The 18798-nt window shown below is 71.3% G+C and carries 15 protein-coding genes and 1 pseudogene; 8 read left to right on the top strand and 8 right to left on the bottom strand.

What is annotated here, in order from left to right:
• Positions 1-75: 75 nt before the first annotated feature.
• Positions 76-2421, bottom strand: coding sequence for a transglycosylase domain-containing protein (locus tag ACFWIA_RS28455; RefSeq protein ID WP_387009934.1), 2346 nt, complete (start codon positions 2419-2421; stop codon positions 76-78).
• 394 nt (positions 2422-2815) lie between these two features.
• Here ACFWIA_RS28455 and ACFWIA_RS28450 point away from each other — a divergent pair, with 394 nt between their 5' ends.
• From ACFWIA_RS28450 to ACFWIA_RS28430, 5 genes are all read left to right on the top strand, one after another.
• Positions 2816-3709: an SPFH domain-containing protein gene (locus tag ACFWIA_RS28450; protein WP_387009973.1), complete on the top strand. Its 894-nt coding sequence runs from the start codon at positions 2816-2818 to the stop codon at positions 3707-3709.
• Positions 3706-3990, top strand: coding sequence for a hypothetical protein (locus tag ACFWIA_RS28445; protein WP_387009932.1), 285 nt, complete (start codon positions 3706-3708; stop codon positions 3988-3990). Before ACFWIA_RS28450 ends, ACFWIA_RS28445 begins: the two co-directional genes overlap by 4 nt.
• Before the next feature lie 121 nt (positions 3991-4111).
• Positions 4112-4636: a PadR family transcriptional regulator gene (locus ACFWIA_RS28440; RefSeq protein WP_387009930.1), complete on the top strand. Its 525-nt coding sequence runs from the start codon at positions 4112-4114 to the stop codon at positions 4634-4636.
• Positions 4633-5319 carry an ABC transporter ATP-binding protein gene (locus ACFWIA_RS28435; RefSeq protein ID WP_387009928.1) on the top strand — a complete coding sequence of 229 codons (687 nt, stop codon included), beginning with the start codon at positions 4633-4635 and terminating at the stop codon, positions 5317-5319. The genes ACFWIA_RS28440 and ACFWIA_RS28435 overlap by 4 nt, the downstream gene beginning before the upstream one ends.
• Positions 5316-7703, top strand: a complete 2388-nt coding sequence (locus ACFWIA_RS28430) for an FtsX-like permease family protein (protein WP_387009926.1) — start codon at positions 5316-5318, stop codon at positions 7701-7703. The genes ACFWIA_RS28435 and ACFWIA_RS28430 overlap by 4 nt, the downstream gene beginning before the upstream one ends.
• A 79-nt stretch (positions 7704-7782) precedes the next feature.
• On the opposite strand, the gene ACFWIA_RS28425 is transcribed toward ACFWIA_RS28430, so the two are convergent.
• On the bottom strand, positions 7783-8763 hold the full coding sequence (locus ACFWIA_RS28425) for a hydrogen peroxide-inducible genes activator (RefSeq protein ID WP_387009924.1): 981 nt from the start codon (positions 8761-8763) through the stop codon (positions 7783-7785).
• A gap of 248 nt (positions 8764-9011) precedes the next feature.
• Here ACFWIA_RS28425 and ACFWIA_RS28420 point away from each other — a divergent pair, with 248 nt between their 5' ends.
• Both ACFWIA_RS28420 and ACFWIA_RS28415 read left to right on the top strand, forming a co-directional pair.
• Complete coding sequence (locus ACFWIA_RS28420; RefSeq protein WP_387009922.1) at positions 9012-9566, top strand: peroxiredoxin; 555 nt, start codon at positions 9012-9014, stop codon at positions 9564-9566.
• A 2-nt stretch (positions 9567-9568) separates the two neighbouring features.
• The gene (locus tag ACFWIA_RS28415) at positions 9569-10102 is read left to right on the top strand and encodes an alkyl hydroperoxide reductase (RefSeq protein ID WP_385486096.1); all 534 of its coding nucleotides are present in this window, start codon (positions 9569-9571) and stop codon (positions 10100-10102) included.
• Between the two features lie 101 nt (positions 10103-10203).
• Here ACFWIA_RS28415 and ACFWIA_RS28410 read toward each other — a convergent pair whose 3' ends face one another.
• The 4 genes from ACFWIA_RS28410 to ACFWIA_RS28395 all read right to left on the bottom strand — a co-directional run bounded on the left by ACFWIA_RS28410 (position 10204) and on the right by ACFWIA_RS28395 (position 15574).
• Positions 10204-11715 carry an AI-2E family transporter gene (locus tag ACFWIA_RS28410; RefSeq protein WP_387009920.1) on the bottom strand — a complete coding sequence of 504 codons (1512 nt, stop codon included), beginning with the start codon at positions 11713-11715 and terminating at the stop codon, positions 10204-10206.
• Between the two features lie 199 nt (positions 11716-11914).
• Positions 11915-12691 carry a transglycosylase SLT domain-containing protein gene (locus ACFWIA_RS28405; RefSeq protein ID WP_387009971.1) on the bottom strand — a complete coding sequence of 259 codons (777 nt, stop codon included), beginning with the start codon at positions 12689-12691 and terminating at the stop codon, positions 11915-11917.
• A gap of 439 nt (positions 12692-13130) precedes the next feature.
• On the bottom strand, positions 13131-14453 hold the full coding sequence (locus ACFWIA_RS28400; protein ID WP_387009918.1) for a PhoH family protein: 1323 nt from the start codon (positions 14451-14453) through the stop codon (positions 13131-13133).
• 359 nt (positions 14454-14812) lie between these two features.
• Positions 14813-15574 carry an isoprenyl transferase gene (locus tag ACFWIA_RS28395; protein WP_385486104.1) on the bottom strand — a complete coding sequence of 254 codons (762 nt, stop codon included), beginning with the start codon at positions 15572-15574 and terminating at the stop codon, positions 14813-14815.
• A gap of 111 nt (positions 15575-15685) precedes the next feature.
• Between ACFWIA_RS28395 and mgrA the strand changes: the two genes are divergently transcribed.
• Complete coding sequence (mgrA, locus tag ACFWIA_RS28390; protein ID WP_387009916.1) at positions 15686-16723, top strand: L-glyceraldehyde 3-phosphate reductase; 1038 nt, start codon at positions 15686-15688, stop codon at positions 16721-16723.
• An 881-nt stretch (positions 16724-17604) separates the two neighbouring features.
• Here the strand turns inward: mgrA and ACFWIA_RS28385 are convergent.
• Together ACFWIA_RS28385 and ACFWIA_RS28380 are read right to left on the bottom strand one after the other, a co-directional pair.
• A pseudogene (locus ACFWIA_RS28385) lies at positions 17605-17937 on the bottom strand (winged helix-turn-helix transcriptional regulator); the annotation flags it as partial.
• Positions 17938-18096: 159 nt separating this feature from the next.
• A complete protein-coding gene (locus ACFWIA_RS28380; RefSeq protein ID WP_387009969.1) occupies positions 18097-18771 on the bottom strand; it encodes an OmpA family protein in 675 nt (224 codons plus the stop codon).
• Positions 18772-18798: the final 27 nt, after the last annotated feature.

The raw sequence follows: 18798 nt of genomic DNA, 5'->3' as shown, positions 1-18798 counted from the left end.
ACGGGGGGCTCCCCGCCCCCCCCCGGGCCCGGGCGCCGACCCCCGGGGGGGGGGGCCCCCCGGACCGTGGGCGGATCAGCCCTCGTCGGGGGCGCCGAGCGCCGGGGGTTCCGCGGACTGGCTGGCGGAGGCGCTGGGGCTGGTCGAGGTGGTCGGATCCGGGGTCTCCTCGCCCTCGCCCGGGTCGGGGCTCTTGCTGGTGGTCGGCGGCGGGGTGTTGGTCTCCGGAGCGGTCGGGGGCGTGGACGCCTCGGTGCTGGGGGTCGCCGGTTCCTCGGTCTCGCGGTCCGGCTCCCGGGAGGTCGGGGCGGACGAGGCGGGGGCGGACGGCGGCTCGGAGGACGGGGAGTCGCTCGGCTCGGCGGGCGGGGAGACGGCCGCGCCCTGGTCCGTTTCGAGGTCGAACTCGCTGGGCGCGCCCATCGCTTCGAAGGTGTACGCGGCCCAGATCCTGGCGGGGAAGCCACCGCCGCTGACCCTGCCCCCGCCCACCGCGCCCTTGAGGCTGGTCTGCGAGCCGCGGGCGACCTTCTTGCCGTCCTCGCCCTTGCGGTCCTTCGCCGCCTCGCCGAACAGGCCGACGGAGGTGACCAGGTCGGGGGTGTAGCCGGAGAACCAGGCGGAGCGGTTCTCGTCGGAGGTGCCGGTCTTGCCGGCCACGTCCTGCCGGGCGTTGCGCACGGCGCGGCCGGTGCCGTCGTCGACCACTCCGGTGAGCACCGAGGTCACGGCGTCGGCGGTGGAGCGTTCGACGACCTGGCCGCCGACCGGGTCGGGGAGGTTGACCGCGCGGTCCTTGTGGCTGGCGGACTTGAGGACGGCGGGCTTCACCTTCTTGCCGTGGTTGTCCAGGGTCGCGTACACCCCGGCCATTTCCAGGGGGCTGGCGCCCATGGACCCGAGGGTCTGTGCGGGCACCGCCTCCAGGCCCTTGACGTCCATGCCGAGCAGGCCGGCGGTGCGCATCACGTCGTCCATGCCGACGTCGACGCCCATCTGCGCGAAGACGGAGTTCACCGACTTGTTCATGGCCTTCTGGACGGTGACGTCGCCGTAGTCGACGTCGTCCTCGTTGGGCGGGGCGAACGCGACGTCGCTGCCCACGACGGGGCGTCTGCTGTCACCGTCGTAGACGGTCTTGGCGGAGATCTCCTCGCCGTCCTGGGTCTCGGCGTCCTTCTCCAGCGCGGCGGCGTAGATCAGCGGCTTGAAGGTGGAGGCGGGCTGGTAGTCGCGGCGGGTCGCGTTGTTGGTGAAGTGCTTGACGTAGTCGACCCCGCCGTACATGGCGAGGACGGCCCCGCTCTTCGGGTCGACCGAGGCGGCGCCCGCCTGGACGTCGCCGTCGACGGTGCGTTCCTTCGGGTCGAGCTTGCTGGTGAGTTCGTCCTTGACGGCCTTCTCCAGCAGGGCCTGCTTCTTCTTGTCGATGTTCAGGGTGAACGTCCAGCCGCCGGCCTGGACCAGCGTCTCGGCCTGCGACTGGGTCATGCCCTCGCGGACGAACTGCTGCTCCAGCTCGCGATTGGCGGCCTCCACCAGATAGCCGGCCTGGCCGCTCATCCCGGGCGCGGGGCGCGGCTCCTTCGGCACCGGGAACTTCAGGGCCCGGCGGTCGGCCTGCTCCAGCCAGCCCTTCTCGACCATGTTGTCGAGGGCCTTGTTCCAGCGCTCGGTGACCAGGCGCTTGCCCCGGTCGGAGGCGGCGGCCCAGTCGTACTGGCTGGGGGCCTGGAGGAGGGCGGCGAGGTAGGCGCCCTGCGCGACGTCGAGGTCCTCGGCGTCCACCCGGTAGTACGCCTGCGCGGCTGCCTGGATGCCGTAGGCGCTGCGGCCGTAGTAGCTGGTGTTGATGTATCCCGCGAGGATGTCCTCCTTGGACTTCTCACGGTCGACCTTCAGCGAGATGACCAGTTCCTTCAGCTTGCGGCTGACGGTCTGATCCTGGGTGAGGTAGTAGTTCTTGACGTACTGCTGGGTGATCGTCGAACCGCCCTGCTTGCCCTTGCCGGCCAGGGTGTTGAGCACCCCTCGGGTGGTGCCCTTGAGGTCGACGCCCTTGTCCGAGTAGAAGGACTTGTTCTCGATCGCGACGAAGGTGCGCTGGACGTCCTCCGGCACCTTGGCGAGGTCGACTATCTCCCGGTTGACCTCGCCGGTGCGGGCCAGGATCGTGCCGTCGCGGTACTTGTAGACGTTGCTCTGCTGCTGGGCGTGGGCGTTGCCCGCGGGCACGTCGACCACCATGTACAGGATGACGAAGCCGAGCATGCCGAGCAGGACGAAGCCGAAGAAGGTGCCGAGCAGCTTCCGCCAGGTGAGGAACCTGCGTATGCCGGTGCGACCCCCGTTGGTCGAACGTCCGCCCCGCGTACGCCGTCCGGCGCGCTGCCGGGCCCGTCGTTCCTCCGCTCGCCCCATGGGTCCGCTCGCTCCGATTCGTCTCGTCTGTCTCGTACGTACTGCTCGTCTTGTTTGCTGCGCCGTGCACCGTTCACGTACCCGCGGTCAGCTCTGCAAGCTAACACCGCACCTCGGGACAGACTCCGGCAGATCAGTCGATTTACTGACGTGACAATGAGCACCCGCCCCCTAGGAACCGACCGCCGGGGGGTGCAGAAGGTTGCCGTTCGGGTTAAAGTGATATCACTTTGCTAGAGCGGCAGCGGGTGGGCGGGACGTCCAGCCGCTGCCCATCGAGGAAACGGGGGCACCCATGGCCAAGGATCACCACGGACCGGGTACGGAGCACCAGATCACCGACGGCGGCACGGGCACCGCGCGTCGGAGCACGGAGCCGGGCGAACTGCCCGAGATGCCGACACCGCGGGTCACCGAGTTCCCGGCCCACAGCATCGGCGGCGGGCGCGCCCTATTGTTCGGGCTCGCCGGGGTGCTGGTGGGCGCCGGCCTGATCGTGCTCGGGGCGGTGAGCGGGAGCGGTGCCGCCCTGGCGACCCTGCTGCCCAGCGGCATCACCCTGGCGACGGTCTCGGGAATCGCGATGAGCGGGCTCAACATGGTCGCGCCCGGCGAGGCCCGGGTCGTCCAGCTCTTCGGCCGCTACCGGGGCACGATCCGCACCGACGGACTGCGCTGGGTCAACCCGCTGACCACCCGGCAGAAGATCTCCACCCGGGTGCGCAACCACGAGACCGCCGTGCTCAAGGTCAACGACGCCTACGGCAACCCGATCGAACTGGCGGCCGTCGTGGTGTGGCGGGTCGAGGACACCGCACAGGCCACCTTCGAGGTCGACGACTTCCTGGAGTTCGTCGCCACCCAGACCGAGGCGGCCGTGCGGCACATCGCCATCGAGTACCCGTACGACGCGCACGACGAGAACGGGCTCTCGCTGCGGGGCAACGCCGAGGAGATCACCGAGAAGCTGGGCGTCGAACTGTACGCACGGGTCGAGGCCGCCGGGGTGCAGATCATCGAGTCGCGGTTCACCCACCTCGCCTACGCCCCGGAGATCGCCTCGGCGATGCTCCAGCGCCAGCAGGCCGGCGCGGTCGTCGCGGCCCGCCGGCTGATCGTCGACGGGGCCGTGGGCATGGTCGAGGCCGCGATCGAGCGGATCACCGAACGGGACCTGGTGGAGCTGGACCAGGAGCGCAAGGCCGCGATGGTCTCCAACCTGCTCGTCGTGCTCTGCGGTGAGCGGGCCGCCCAGCCGGTGCTCAACACGGGATCGCTGTACCAGTGACCCCCGACGACCGGGACCCCGCCGAAGGCTCCCCCCCGGAGCAGTCGCCCGCCCCGCGCCGGAAGGCCGCCGCCCCGCGCAAACAGGTCCTGCTGCGCCTCGACCCCCTGGTCTACGAGACGCTCGCCCGATGGGCCGGCGAGGAGCTGCGCAGCGCCAACGCGCAGATCGAGTTCCTGTTGCGCAAGGCGTTGAAGGAGGCCGGGAGGCTCCCCGGGTCCGCGGGTCCGATCGCCCGAAGAGGGCGACCGCCCCGCCCCCCGGACGCCCCCGGCACCTAACACCACAGAATTGTGACAATCGGCTCTGACCTGGGAGGACACCACCTCGAAGTAGGCGGGCACCCGAGCTATACACACCGCGTATACATGGCATGTATACGCGGTGTGTACAGTTCTCGGCATGTCCATCGGTCACACATTGCTGGGACTCCTGGAGTCCGGCCCCCGCCACGGGTACGACCTCAAGCGGGCCTTCGACGAGAAGTTCGGGCAGGACCGCCCGCTCCACTACGGCCAGGTCTACTCGACCATGTCCCGCCTCCTGAAGAACGGCCTCGTCGAGGTCGACGGGATAGAGGCGGGGGAGGGTCCCGAGCGCAAGCGGTACGCGATCACCGAGGCGGGCGTCACCGACGTCCAGCGCTGGCTCGCCAGTCCCGAGAAGCCCGAGCCGTACCTCCAGTCGACCCTGTACACCAAGGTCGTCCTCGCGCTGCTGACCCGCCGCGACGCCGGTGACGTCCTCGACACCCAGCGTGCGGAACACCTGCGGATGATGCGCATCCTCACCGACCGCAAGCGTCGGGGGGACCTCGCGGACCAGCTCATCTGCGACCATGCCCTGTTCCATCTCGAAGCCGATCTGCGCTGGCTGGAACTGACCGCCGCGCGCCTCGACAAGCTCGCCCAGGAGGTGCGCCCATGACCCCCGCCGGTTCCCTGCTGACCGCGACGGACCTGCGCAAGACGTACGGTCCGACCCCCGCGCTCGACGGTGCCCACTTCTCGATCCACCCCGGTGAGGTGGTGGCCGTGATGGGCCCCTCCGGATCGGGCAAGTCGACGCTGCTGCACTGCCTGGCCGGGATCGTCACCCCGGACGCGGGCTCCATCCAGTACCAGGGCCGCGAGCTGAGCTCCATGTCCGACGCCCAGCGCAGCGCCCTGCGCCGCTCCGAGTTCGGTTTCGTGTTCCAGTTCGGTCAGCTCGTGCCCGAACTGACCTGCGTGGAGAACGTGGCGCTGCCGCTGCGGCTGAGCGGGGTCGCCCGCAAGCCGGCCGAGGCCGCCGCGCTCGACTGGATGCGCCGCCTCGAAGTCGACGACCTCAGCGACAAGCGGCCCGGCGAGGTCTCCGGCGGCCAGGGCCAGCGGGTCGCCGTGGCCCGCTCGCTCGTCACCGGACCGCGGGTGCTGTTCGCGGACGAGCCGACCGGCGCCCTCGACTCCCTCAACGGCGAGCGGGTGATGGAACTGCTGACGGACGCGGCCCGGTCCACCAACGCGGCCGTCGTCCTCGTCACCCACGAGGCACGCGTCGCCGCCTACTCCGACCGCGAGGTCGTCGTGCGCGACGGCAAGTCCCGCGACATGGAGCGCGTCATATGACGGCCACCGACACCCGGCCCACCCGACCCCGGGCCGCCGGCGGCCCGCCCCGGCCCGCCCCGGGCGGCACGAGCGTGCTGCGCGACCTGGCGATGGGCGTGCGCTTCGCCGTCACCGGCGGGCGCGAGTCCTGGGTGCGCACCGTGCTCACCGCCGTCGGCGTCGGACTCGGCGTCAGCCTGCTGCTGCTCGCCAGCTCGGTGCCGGACGCCATGGCCAAGCGCGACGCCCGCTCCACCGCCCGCTCGGACTTCGCGACCTCGGACGAAACCCGCCCCCAGGACAACACGCTCCTGCTGGCGATGGCCAACACGGACTTCCGCGAGGGCAACGTCCGCGGCCGGCTCCTCCAGCCGGAGGGCCCGAACGCACCGCTGCCGCCGGGGCTGAGCGCCTTCCCCGCCCCCGGCGAGATGGCCGTCTCCCCCGCGCTGCGCGAACTGCTGGAGTCCCCTGAAGGCAAGCTGCTGCGCGAGCGCATCCCCTACGAGATCACCGCCACCGTGGACCGGTCCGGCCTGGTCGGCCCGCACGAACTCGCCTACTACGCCGGCTCCAAGGACCTCGACAACGCCGAGGCCAGCCACATGGTGGTGCGGCTCGACTCGTTCGGCACGCCGCCCGCCCCGGAACCGCTCGACCCGGTCCTGATGCTGCTGGTCCTGATCATCCTCGTGGTGCTGCTGATGCCCGTGGCGGTGTTCGTCGCCGCCGCCGTCCGCTTCGGCGGCGAGCGCCGGGACCGCAGGCTCGCCGCACTGCGCCTGGTCGGGGCCGACTCCCGGATGATCCGCAGGATCGCCGCCGGCGAGGCCGTCGCGGGCGCCCTGCTGGGGCTCGTCGTCGGCGCCGGACTGTTCCTCGCCGGGCGTCAGCTCGCCGCCCGGATGTCCGTCCAGGACATGTCCGTCTTCCCCGAGGACCTCACGCCCACGCCGCTGCTGGCCGCCCTGGTCGTCATCGCCGTGCCGCTCGCCGCCATCGGGGTGACCCTGCTGGCGCTGCGCGGAGTGGTCATCGAGCCGCTGGGCGTGGTGCGCGCCGCGCTCCCCCGCCCGCGACGGCTGCTCTGGCGACTGCTGCTCCCGCTCGTCGGCCTGCTGATCCTCGTCCCCCAGATCTGGACGGGCAGCGGCGACTACTTCAACACCTACCTGGTGGTCTTCGGGACGGTCCTGCTGCTCTTCGGGGTCACGGCCCTGCTGCCCTGGGTGGTCGAGGCCGTGGTGGCCCGCATCGCCCGGGGACCGGTGGCCTGGCAGCTCGCCACCCGCAGGCTCCAGCTCAGCAGCGGAACGGCGGCCCGGATGGTCAACGGCATCGCCGTGGCCGTGGCCGGCGCCATCGCGCTCCAGATGCTGTTCGCCGGGGTCGACGAGGACTACACGCAGGACAGCGGCCACAACCTCCAGCGCGCCCAGATGGAACTGAGCTTCCCCCGCACGGTGTCGCTCGCCCAGGCGCAGCAGGCCGCCGAGGCCACCCCCGGGGTCCGGAGCACCGTGGGGATCAGCACCGCCTGGGCCTCGCACCGGCCGATCAACTCCGACGACACCCTGTTGGAAGTGGCCGTCGGTGACTGTGCGGCGCTGCGCGAGGTGGCGAAGCTCCCCTCGTGTCGCGACGGCGACGTCTTCCGCATCCACTCCGAGACGGAGCGGGGCAAGGACACCCTGGCCCGCGCCAAGCCGGGCTCCCCGGTGTTCGTCGACCCGCCCACCGGGGTCAAGGCCGCCGACGCGAAGTGGCGCCTGCCCGCGGAGCTGAAGAAGGCCGAACCGGCCCTCGACCCCCTCGGTTACGAGCGGGACGGCATCCTCGCGACGCCCGGCGCGTTCCCCGAGGACCTCGCGCCGGTGCTGCACAGCCGGGTGTTCGTCCAGATCGACAAGGGAACACCGGACGCGATGGAGCACGTCCGCACGACGGCGGCCGAGCTGAGCCCGTTCGCCAGCGCCATGACCTACTACCTCGTCGAGGAGTCCAACCAGTTCAAGAGCATCCGGACGGGCCTGTTCGTCGGGGCGACCTGTGTGCTGCTGCTGATCGGGGCGAGCCTGCTGGTCTCGCAGATCGAACAGCTCCGGGAGCGCAAGAAGCTGCTGGCCGTCCTGGTCGCCTTCGGCACCCGGCGCCGCACCCTGGCCTGGTCGGTGCTGTGGCAGACGGCGGTCCCGGTGGCGCTGGGACTGGTCCTGGCCGTGTTCTTCGGGCTGGTGCTGGGCATGGTGCTGCTGCTCATGGTCCAGCAACCGCTCTCCGTCGCCTGGTCGAGCATCGGTGCGATGACCGGGGTCTCGGCGGGGGTCGTGCTGCTGGTGACCGCGCTGTCCATGCCGGCGCTGATCAAGCTGATGCGCCCGGAGGGCCTGCGCACCGAGTAGCCCGCACGGGCCCGTGCACAGGGGGGTGCCCCCGACCGTTCGCAGCCGAACGGTCGGGGGCACCCCCCTTGCGTGCGTCCTACGCGGGTGCGTCCAGCAACCGCACGGGCAGGGCGGTGAGGCTGCTGCGCAGGGCTGCGGCCAGCGTCGCGTACTCCGCGGAGCGGGCGGCCCCGGCGCGCATGGCGAGGGCGACCCGACGGCTGGGGGCGGGCGCGGCGAAGCGTCCGGTGACGAGCCGTCCGTCGCGGGCGGTCTCCACGTCCACCGCGGTGCGCGGCAGCAGCGTCACGCCGAGTCCCCCGGCGACCAGCTGGACCAGGGTGGGCAGTCCGGCCGCGGTCATCGAGACGGGGCCCTCCTCGCGTCCGGCGTCCCGGCAGACGTCGAGCGCCTGGTCCCGCAGGCAGTGCCCCTCGTCCAGGAGCAACAGGTCGAGTTCGCGCAGCACGTCGCGCGAGATGCCCTCGCGTCCGCCCAGTGCGTGGCCGCGCGGGGCGACGAGCACGAAGTCCTCGTCGAAGAGGGGCAGCTCGGTGACCCCGGGCACGCCGAGCGGCACGGCGATCAGCAGCAGGTCCAGCCGGCCGGCGGCGAGTCCGTCCAGCAGGGACGCGGTCTGTTCCTCGTGCACCTGGAGGTCCAGCTCCGGGTAGGTGTCGTGGGTGAGGCGGAGCACCGCCGGCAGGAGGTAGGGCGCCACGGTGGGGATGACGCCGAGCCGCAGCGTTCCGGTGAACGGGGCGCGGACGGCCGCGGCCTCCTCCAGCAGTTCGCCGACCGCGTCCAGCACCTCCTTGGCCCGGACGGCGAGCCGCTCCCCGGCGGGCGACAGCAGCACCTTGCGGGTGGTCCGCTCCAGCAGCCGCACCCCCAGGACCTCCTCCAGTGCGGACACCGCGCCGGACAGCGCGGGCTGGCTCATGCCGATCGCCGCCGCGGCGTCCCGGAAGTGGAGGTGCTCGGCGACCGCCGCGAACGCCCGGAGCTGGGCGATGCTCGGCTGCTTGGCCCGGCCCGCCACGCCGGTGCCCCGACCGGTCCCCGTCTTCGCCGCCACTGGTACGTTCCTTCCGATCTGACACCACTCGATCCGAACCGGTCCCGCTCGGTCCGCCCCGATCCGATCCGGGCTCGGTGCGAACACTTCCGGACCCTGCCCGGACCTGGACGTTCCCCCAGATGTACCACCCGGCCGCATTGATCGGCGAACCGGATCACACTGACCGCACTGATCGATTTCACCGACGGTCGCGCTGTGTGACAGGGTGGATTTGTCCAACCCCTCACGCACCATGGAGTAGCACTGTGCTCACTGTCGGCGACCAGTTTCCCACGTACGACCTGACCGCCTGCGTCTCCCTGGAGACCGGCAAGGAGTTCGCCCAGGTCGACCACAAGTCCTACGAGGGCAAGTGGCGCGTGGTGTTCTTCTGGCCGAAGGACTTCACGTTCGTCTGCCCGACCGAGATCGCCGCGTTCGGCAAGCTGAACGACGAGTTCGCCGACCGTGACGCGCAGATCCTGGGCGCCTCCGGCGACTCCGAGTTCGTGCACCACGCCTGGCGCAAGGACCACGCCGACCTGCGCGACCTGCCCTTCCCGATGCTCGCCGACTCCAAGCACGAGCTGATGCGGGACTGCGGCGTCGAGGGCGAGGACGGCTTCGCGCAGCGCGCCGTGTTCATCGTCGACCCGAACAACGAGATCCAGTTCACCATGGTGACCGCGGGCTCCGTCGGCCGTAACCCCAAGGAGGTCCTGCGGGTCCTCGACGCGCTCCAGACGGACGAGCTGTGCCCGTGCAACTGGAGCAAGGGCGAGACCACCCTGGACCCCGTCGCGCTGCTGGCCGGTGAGTGACCGTGGCCCTCGATGAACTGAAGTCCGCGATACCGGACTACGCCAAGGACCTGCGGCTGAACCTCGGTTCGGTGATCGGCAACAGCGACCTCCCGCAGCAGCAGCTGTGGGGCACGGTCCTGGCCTGCGCGATCGCCTCCCGCTCGCCGATCGTGCTGCGCGAGCTGGAGCCGGTGGCGAAGGAGAACCTCTCCCCCGAGGCGTACACCGCCGCCAAGTCCGCCGCCGCGATCATGGCCATGAACAACGTCTTCTACCGCACCCGGCACCTGCTGTCGGACCCGGAGTACGGCACGCTGCGCGCCGGTCTGCGGATGAACGTCATCGGCAACCCCGGTGTCGAGAAGACCGACTTCGAGCTGTGGTCCCTCGCGGTCTCCGCGATCAACGGCTGCGGCCAGTGCCTCGACTCGCACGAGCAGGTGCTGCGCGGGGCCGGCGTCGAGCGCGGGGTGATCCAGGAGGCGTTCAAGATCGCCTCGGTGATCCAGGCCGTGGGCGTCACGCTGGACTCGGAGGCCGTGCTCGCCGGCTGAGCGAGCACGTCGCCCCCGCACCACGGGGAAGGGGTCCGTACCTGCCGTACGGGCCCCTTCCGCGTACCCGGGCACCCGAACCGCGCCGACCCCGGACCCGCTCAGACCGGGTCTTGCCCGCCCGAGCCGCCGTTCGACGGCTTCGTGGTGCCACCGGCTCCGGCGTCCCGTTCGCCGGTCGGCCGGCCCGGTGCCGCGCCCGGACCCTCCGCGGCGGGCTCGGCGGCCGACCGGGGGGCCGCCGGAACCACCGGGGCGATGCCGAGGGCCGTCGCCCCGTGCGGCGCGGGCGAGCCGCGCAACGCGTACCCGCGGGAGTACGCCCGCAGATATCCGACGACGGTGTTGGTGACCGCGACCAGCGGCACCGCGACGACCGCACCGCCGATCCCGGCGACCAGCCCGCCCGTCGCCACCGAGAGCACCACGGCCAGCGGATGGACCCGCACGGCCCGGCCCAGGATGAACGGCTGGAGCACGTGCCCCTCGATCTGCTGCACCGCGAGCACCACCGCGAGGGTCATGACCGCGGTGAACACCCCCTGGGTGACCAGCGCGACGACCACCGCGAGCGCCCCCGACACCACCGCACCGATCAGCGGGATGAACGCGAACAGGAAGATGAACACCGCGAGCGGCACCGCCATCGGCACCCCGAGGAAGTAGATCCCGAGGCCGATGAAGACCGCGTCGATCAGCGCCACCAACACCGTGCCCCGCACGTAGGCGGTGAGGGTCCGCCAGGCGCGCGGCCCGGCACCGGCGATGCCCTCCCGGGCGGCCCCCGGCACCAGCCGCAGCAGCCACTCCCAGATCCGCCGGCCGTCGTACAGCAGGAACAGCGTGGAGAACATCGTCAGCAGGATGCCGGTCAGCGCCTCCACGAGGACCGTGACGCCCTCCAGGCCCGCGGAGGTGATGGAGTCGGTGTTCGCGCCCACCGCGTCCCGCAGGGTTCCCGCGATGTCGTTGATCTGATCCTCGGTCACATGGAACGGGCTGGTGAGGAGCCACTTGCGCAACTCCTCGATGCCGTCCTGGACCTGGTCGGAGAGGTGGTCGATGTTCTCCATCACCTGCCACACCACGAACCAGCCGACCAGCCCGAGGAGGACGAAGCCGAGGACCGCGGTGAGCACGGTCGCGAGCCCCCGGGGCACCCCGTGGCGCTTCAACTTCGCCACGGTCGGCTGGAGCAGGGCGGTGATGAGCAGCGCGGCGACGAAGGCGAGGATGACGAGTTGCACGGCGCTGATGACCCGCATCAACACCCACACCGCGCCGGCGAGGACCAGCAGCCGCCACCCCGCCTCGGCGGCGACCCGCAGACCCCACGGCACGGCCTGTGCCGGATCGGGCCGCGCGGTGACGGCGGGCAGATAGGTGACGGGGGTCGAAGGACCGGCCGCGGGATCACCGACCGGCGCGGCGGGGGCTGCTGACCCTCCGTCCCCACCGGTGACGCCGGGCCCGCTGCCGCCCGGTGCGCCGGACCCGTCGGGCGCGTCGGGGTCGTCCCGCCGCTGCGCCGCGTCGCGCCGGGCCTCCCACCGCGCGCCGAGGCCGGTCAGCCCGGCTCCCCACCGGCCCAACCAGCCTGGCACTCGCGACATGACCCGTACCTTTTCCCGCCGTCCGCCGTGCTGCTCGCGCCCGGCACGTACCCCGCGTCCACGTCCGCCCTCGCGTACGTTGCGCACCGCTCCCCCCGGGTGTCCCCGGAGCCCGCCCAACCGTACATGCCACGGGCCCCTCACCGAAGGACGGCGAGGGGCCCGGAAAGGTTGAACCGCGAGCGACGCGGGGCGGGCTTCAGTACCAGCGGTTGGCCTGCCAGAAGTCCCAAGCGCCACAGGGGCTGCCGTAGCGGCCCTCCATGTAGCTGAGGCCCCACTTGATCTGGGTGGCGGGGTTGGTCTGCCAGTCCGCACCCGCGGAGATCATCTTCGAGGCGGGCAGCGCCTGGAAGAGCCCATACGCGCCCGAGGAGGGGTTGACGGCCTTGTAGTTCCAGTCGGACTCGTGGTCCACGATGTTGCTGAAGCACTGGAACTGGTCGGCGGGGACCACCGCGCGGGCCATCGCCTGGATCTCGGCGATCGTGTACGAGCCCTTGGCGGTCGTCGGGAGGCTGCCGGTGCCGGAGGCGGTGCGCGTGTCGGACCGACTCGCCTTCTCCTGCTTCTCCTTGGCCTCCTTCTCGGCGCGCTCCTTGGCCTCCTTCTCGGCCTTCGCCTCGGCCGCGGCGCGCTCCTTGGCCTCCTTGGCCGACTTCTGCTTGGCCACGGCGTCCTTGGCGGCCTGGACGCGGGCCGTCTCCTCGGCGGTCTTCTTCGCGGAGGAGTCGGCGGCGATCGCCTGGGCGTCCGCCTGCTGCGCCAGCGAGGAGGTCATGACCTGGGCCTGCTGGCCCGAGGGGATGTCCGCGAGGAGCGTCGCGTCGCTCGCCGTCGCCTCGAAGTCGTTCGAGGACTCCTGCGGGGTGCCCGAGGCGACACCGACGACGGCGCCGACTGTGGTGACCGCGGTGGCGGAGGCCACGGCGAATCCCCGGACGGAGATCCGGCTCACACGTTTTCCTTCCAGCATCGCCCGCACGGGTGACCCCACGGACGCGATCGTGCCCTTGGCACTGGCCTCCGATACTGCGGGGTCACGGGAGGCACGGGCCCGGTGGACAACTCCCGCGACGGGAGCGCCCGGTGGTACTCGGGCGGCATACGACGGGCTCTATGAAGTTCGGTGTACGGCAGTGTGCCACGGCGCCGATGGTGCTCTGGCGACCGGAAGGCGGCACGGTGTGTCGTATGCGGGGCCTGACAGGACTGAGACTCTGCCGCAGCCGCACACCGCAAGGCAATTCCGGGTTGAGTGGGATAGATCACACCTGGCACGACTCGGGCCTTTGTTCCGAACTCCCCCACCACGGGCCGCCGCCCGGCTAAGATCTCGTGCCTTTTCGGCTACGAGTCCCCACCGGGCGGCACCCAACACCCCCGCGAAAGGGGGCCAATCAGGACCAGCTCCCCTACAGGTGTCCGTCCTCCAACATCTCGGTCACCAACGCGGCGATCTGGGAACGCTCCGAACGGGTGAGCGTCACATGTGCGAAGAGCGGATGTCCTTTCAGTTTCTCCACGACGGCGACCACCCCGTCGTACCGGCCGACCCGCAGGTTGTCCCGCTGCGCCACGTCATGGGTGAGCACCACCCGGGAGTTCGCCCCGATCCGGGACAACACCGTCAGCAGGACGTTGCGCTCCAGCGACTGGGCCTCGTCCACGATGACGAACGCGTCGTGCAGCGAACGGCCCCGGATGTGGGTGAGCGGCAGCACCTCCAGCATCCCCCGCGCGGTGATCTCCTCGATCACCTCACGGCTCGTCACCGCCGACAGCGTGTCGAACACCGCCTGCGCCCACGGGCTCATCTTCTCGGCCTCGGAACCCGGCAGATAGCCCAGCTCCTGCCCGCCCACCGCGTACAGCGGCCGGAAGACCATCACCTTCTGGTGCTGGCGGCGCTCCAACACCGCCTCCAGACCCGCGCACAGCGCCAGCGCCGACTTGCCGGTACCCGCCCGGCCGCCCATCGACACGATGCCCACGTCCGGGTCGAGCAGCAGGTCCAGGGCGATGCGCTGCTCCGCGCTGCGCCCCTTGATCCCGAACGCCTCACGGTCCCCGCGCACCAACTGCACCCGGCCGTCCGCGGAGACCCGGCCGAGCGCCTTGCCCCGCTCCGACTGGATGCGCAGCCCCGTGTGCACCGGCATGTCCGCCGCCTCGGGCACGAACAGGGCGTCCCCCTCGAAGAGCAGGTCGACCTGTTCGGCGGAGAGCGACAGCTCGGCCATCCCGGTCCACCCGGAGTCGGTGATGGCCAACTCCGCCCGGTACTCCTCGGCGAGCAGGCCCACCGAGGACGCCTTGATGCGCAGCGGCAGGTCCTTGGAGACGACCGTGACGTCGTACCCCTCGGCCTGGAGGTTGCGGGCCACGGCGAGGATGCGCGAGTCGTTGTCGCCGAGTCGGTACCCCGCCGGGAGGACCCCCGGATCGGAGTGGTTCAACTCGACGCGCAGCGTGCCGCCCAACTCCCCCACCGGGAGCGGGGCGTCCAGCCGGCCGTACCGGACGCGGTAGTCGTCCAGCAGCCGCAGGGCCTGCCGGGCGAAGTACCCCAGTTCCGGATGGTGGCGCTTGGCCTCCAGTTCCGTCACGACGACGACCGGCAGGACGACTTCGTGCTCGTCGAAGCGGCTCATCGCGTTCGGGTCGGCCAGCAGGACGCTGGTGTCGAGGACGTAGGTGCGCCGGTCTGGCGTACGGCGCTTTGAGCTGGTCACCACGGAAGGACGTACCCCCTCGGATGAGGTCGGGGAGCGCCGGGGCGGTGAAACGCCCCCTGCGACACCCCACGGGGAAGGAACGAACCGGGTTCGGGCCGCGGGGCGCGGGCCGGACGCCGGCCCTCCGCCTCGTCCGTACGGTACGTACGGTGCACCTGGTGCAAAGAGCCTCCCGGGCGGGCGGCCTGCTGCCGTCCGCTGGATACGGCATCCCTCCCGGTACCGCCGACCGATACCGCTCGGATGCCGACCTGGGTGGCTTATTCCCTTCAAAACGCGCCGCCATGCCAGACCGGTTGGAGGCACCTGGATGAACACCTCGTGACACGGCCCCCGGTGGACGCCCTCCTGGGGGTCCGTCAGCCGCCGTAGCGCCGGTGGCGGGCGGCGTAGTCGCGCAGCGCCCGCAGGAAGTCGACCTTGCGGAACGCGGGCCAGAAGACCTCGCAGAAGTAGTACTCGGAGTGTGCCGACTGCCAGAGCATGAACCCGGAAAGCCGCTGCTCACCGCTGGTCCTGATGACCAGGTCGGGGTCCGGCTGGCCGCGCGTGTAGAGGTGCTCGGAGATCACGTCGATGTCCACCAGCTCGGCGAGTTCCTCGAAACTGGTGCCCCGCTGCGCGTGGTCCAGCAGCAGCGAGCGGACCGCGTCGGCGATCTCCTGCCGACCGCCGTAGCCCACGGCGACGTTCACGAGTATCCCCGTGTTGTCGATCGTGGCCTGTTCCGCCTCCTTGAGGACCGTCTGCGTCGGGCCGGGCAGCAGGTCCATCGTCCCCGCGTGGTGCACCCGCCAACGGCCGTCCCGCGCCAGCCCGCGCACCGCGTCCTCGATGATCCCGAGCAGCGGCACCAGCTCGTCCTCCGGACGGTCCAGATTGTCCGTGGACAGCATCCACAGGGTGACGACCTCGACGTCGGTCTCGGCGCACCAGCCGAGGAACTCGGAGATCTTGTCGGCCCCGGCCCGGTGGCCCTGCGCGGTGGTCTCCCCGGACGCCTTCGCCCAGCGCCGGTTCCCGTCCAGGATGACCCCGATGTGCTTGGGCACCTGGTCGTGGTCGAGGCGGCCCTCCACCCGGCGCGCGTAGAGTCGATACACCAGGTCGCGCAGGTTCACGTCTGTTCAGCCCCTTGGTGGAAATAGCCGTCCCCGAGGGGCGCCACCCTACCGGTGCGCACGAGGTCCGCCGAGCCGGGGGCGAGGCCCGGCTGAAGTAGTTTCGAGCACATGGACGACACCATCCTCTACCGAGCGCGACCGGACCGTTACGACTCCATGGAGTACCGGCGCTCCGGCCGAAGCGGCCTGAAACTGCCCGCGGTCTCCCTCGGACTGTGGCACAACTTCGGCGACGACCGCGCGCTGACGACGCAGCGGGCGATCCTGCGTCGCGCCTTCGACCTCGGCGTCACCCACTTCGATCTGGCCAACAACTACGGCCCGCCGCCCGGCTCGGCCGAGCTGAACTTCGGCAAGCTCTTCCGCCAGGACTTCGCCCCGTACCGCGACGAGCTGGTCATCTCCACCAAGGCCGGCTATCTGATGCACCCCGGCCCGTACGGCGAGTGGGGCTCCCGCAAGTACCTGCTGTCCTCGCTCGACGCCTCCCTCGCCCGGATGGGCCTCGACCACGTCGACGTCTTCTACTCGCACCGCTTCGACCCGCACACCCCGCTGGAGGAGACCATGGGCGCGCTCGCGTCCGCGGTCCAGCAGGGCAAGGCCCTCTACGTCGGGGTGTCCTCCTACACCAGCGCGCAGACCGCCGAGGCGGCCCGGCTGCTGCGCGAGATGGGCGTGCGGCCGCTGATCCACCAGCCCTCGTACTCGATGATCAACCGGTGGACGGAGGACGACGGCCTGCTCGACACGCTGGAGGAGGCGGGCATGGGCTGCATCGCCTACGTGCCGCTCGCCCAGGGCCTGCTGACGGGCAAGTACCTGAACGGCATCCCGGAGGGCTCCCGCGCCACCCAGGGCAAGTCCCTGGACCCGGGCCTCCTCAGCGAGGAGGTGCTGCGTCGACTGCGCGGGCTCAACGGCATCGCCGAGCGGCGCGGGCAGAGCCTCGCCCAGCTCGCCCTGGCGTGGGTGCTGCGTGACGAGCGGATGACCTCGGCGCTGATCGGCGCGTCGAGCGTCCGGCAGTTGGAGGAGAACGTGGCCGCGTTGGGCGGCCCGGCGCTGACCGCGGCGGAACTGCGGGACATCGACGAGTACGCGGTGTCGACGCCCGGGACGAACATCTGGGCCGGACGGGGCTGATCCCCTTCGGCGGGGGCGCTGCGGTCGGGCCCTGAGGTCGGGCGCCTTGGCCGGGCGTCTTGGCCGGGAAAGGAAAACGGGCCGGTCCGTGGGGGGGGGATACGGACCGGCCCGAGGGGGGGTTTCCACCATAACCCTTCGTATGTGATGTCGCGGGCATTGACGGCCGACAACTACTCTCCGCAGTCTCCCCGGGCGCGCACCGGGCGGCCGTACCGCGGGTGACGGGGGCAGCGGGCGGAGGAAAACCGCTGGTGCGGCGCGTTGTGGCGCTCGGCGCGGCGTGGCGGTCGACGGACGGCGGCCCGGTGCGGCCGTCCCTCTCCGGGGCGAGGGGGCCCGAGGCGTGAGGTTGACGCCGGAGACGAGTGGCGGAGCGGGAACCGGGGCGGGAAGCCGGGCGCGGAACGAGGGCTCGGGCGCGGAGCGGGAACCCGGGCGGCGGCTCCGGTGCCGGAAGCTACACGGCACCGCGCAGCCCCCTCCACTGCGCGGTGCCGCCCGCGCAGCTTTGCTCACGCGAATTACCTTGGTCTGAACTTACGCTATCTTTACCTGCGGATCGAGCCACACCCGATAACGATGTGGAGAACGTCGCTCGGGAAGGGCCGGCCGGGTCGTACCGACGGCCCCCACCGACCCGCCGTCCGTACCCGTCAGGCTTCCTCGACGCCCCGCATCGGACGGGCAGCACGGCTACCGCTCTGCGTACGGCCGGTACCGGGAGCACGCAGCACCCGGGGTGCGCGCGGGTGGTCGACGTCGATGTCCGTGTCCGGGTTCCCCGCCGCGGCGACCCGCGGGGCGGGCTCGGCGGGGGGAGCCCCGCCGGCGGCGGGCTGGACGGCTCCGGAGCGGAGGGACGCCGCGTACTCGGGGTGCTTGCGGGCGACGATCGCGGACATGTTCCGACCGCCCCACTCGCCGAGCGGGCCCAGCGCGGAGTTCAGCTGGGACCCGATCTCCGTGAGCGAGTACTCGACCCGGGGCGGAACCTCCGGGAAGACCTCACGGTCCACCACCCCGTCCGCCTCCAACTCCCTCAGCTGCTGGATCAGCATCTTCTCGCTGACCCCCGGCACCTGGCGACGCAGCTCACCGAACCGGAGCGGCCCCTCGGCGTCGTCCAGGGCCCACAGGATCAGCGGTTTCCACTTGCCGCCGACGACGTCGACCGCCGCGTCGAGACCGCAGATGTACGGGCCCTTGCCCATGGTCAACTCCTCACGACAGCTCATCACTTACCCGAACGACAGTACTGCCGGTCCGGAGTGCGGGCACGTTCGTTTCCCGAGCAGGGACGGGACGGGCCGCTCGATGCCCCCCGGAAGGGACATCCGAACGGCCTGGTGGGACATCCGGGCCCGGCTGCCTCAGGGGGCCGCCGAACCCGCGGCCTCGTCACCGCCGCGGCTCGGCTCGGCCGCCGCCCCGCCGCGGGGGAAGGACACCTCGACGCGTCGGTTCTTCCGCCGCCCCTGCTCCGAGGAGTTGTCGGCGATCGGATAGTCCTCGCTGTACCCGCGCACCTCGTAGGTGACCTCGGGGCCCAGGTCGGCGGCGAGCGCGTCGTGGACGGAGTCGGCGCGGCGCTTGCTGAGCAGCTTGCCGTGCTCGTAGGAGCCGAGGTCGTCGGTGAAGCCGAAGACCCTGATGTTCGTCGCCTTCAGCTTCCTGATCTCGTCCGCGATCGCCTTGATCCGGGACAGCGCCTCCGGGTTCAGCTTCGGGCTGTTCTTGGGGAACAGCACTTCGGCCTGGAGGGCGAACTTCACCTCCGTGTTGGTGTCCTCGCGCCGCTCCTCGCCGCCCATTTCCTCGACCACCGACTTGATGTCCAGCACCTTGGCGGGCGCGAGGCTGGCCCCGTCGGCGAGACGCAGGCCCGGGCTCTCGGGGTCCACCTCGGGCGCGGGTCCCCCGTCCGAGACGCTGCCCGGGGGGGTGCTGGGGTCGCTCGGGGCGGCTTCGGCCGGGGCTCCCGTGACGAGGAGGGAAAGGAGGGCGACGAGCGTCACGGGTGCGGCGATCGCACGGGTGCGGGGCATCTGGCGCGGGGCGCGGTCGGGGACGTT

The sequence above is a fragment of the Streptomyces sp. NPDC127068 genome, from assembly GCF_042724695.1.
GTDB lineage: Bacteria > Actinomycetota > Actinomycetes > Streptomycetales > Streptomycetaceae > Streptomyces.
The sequence above is the reverse complement of the archived record's forward strand: the minus strand, read 5'-3'. Positions and strand labels throughout refer to the sequence as shown.

What these genes read in the sequence shown, in the direction of transcription:
- ACFWIA_RS28430 (WP_387009926.1), top strand. Translation starts at nt 5,316, where the DNA reads ATGACGGCCACCGACACCCGGCCCACCCGACCCCGGGCCGCCGGCGGC.
- ACFWIA_RS28450 (WP_387009973.1), top strand. Translation starts at nt 2,816, where the DNA reads ATGCCGACACCGCGGGTCACCGAGTTCCCGGCCCACAGCATCGGCGGC.
- ACFWIA_RS28440 (WP_387009930.1), top strand. Translation starts at nt 4,112, where the DNA reads ATGTCCATCGGTCACACATTGCTGGGACTCCTGGAGTCCGGCCCCCGC.
- ACFWIA_RS28410 (WP_387009920.1), bottom strand. Translation starts at nt 11,715, where the DNA reads ATGTCGCGAGTGCCAGGCTGGTTGGGCCGGTGGGGAGCCGGGCTGACC.
- ACFWIA_RS28435 (WP_387009928.1), top strand. Translation starts at nt 4,633, where the DNA reads ATGACCCCCGCCGGTTCCCTGCTGACCGCGACGGACCTGCGCAAGACG.
- ACFWIA_RS28405 (WP_387009971.1), bottom strand. Translation starts at nt 12,691, where the DNA reads ATGCTGGAAGGAAAACGTGTGAGCCGGATCTCCGTCCGGGGATTCGCC.
- ACFWIA_RS28380 (WP_387009969.1), bottom strand. Translation starts at nt 18,771, where the DNA reads ATGCCCCGCACCCGTGCGATCGCCGCACCCGTGACGCTCGTCGCCCTC.
- ACFWIA_RS28455 (WP_387009934.1), bottom strand. Translation starts at nt 2,421, where the DNA reads ATGGGGCGAGCGGAGGAACGACGGGCCCGGCAGCGCGCCGGACGGCGT.
- mgrA (WP_387009916.1), top strand. Translation starts at nt 15,686, where the DNA reads ATGGACGACACCATCCTCTACCGAGCGCGACCGGACCGTTACGACTCC.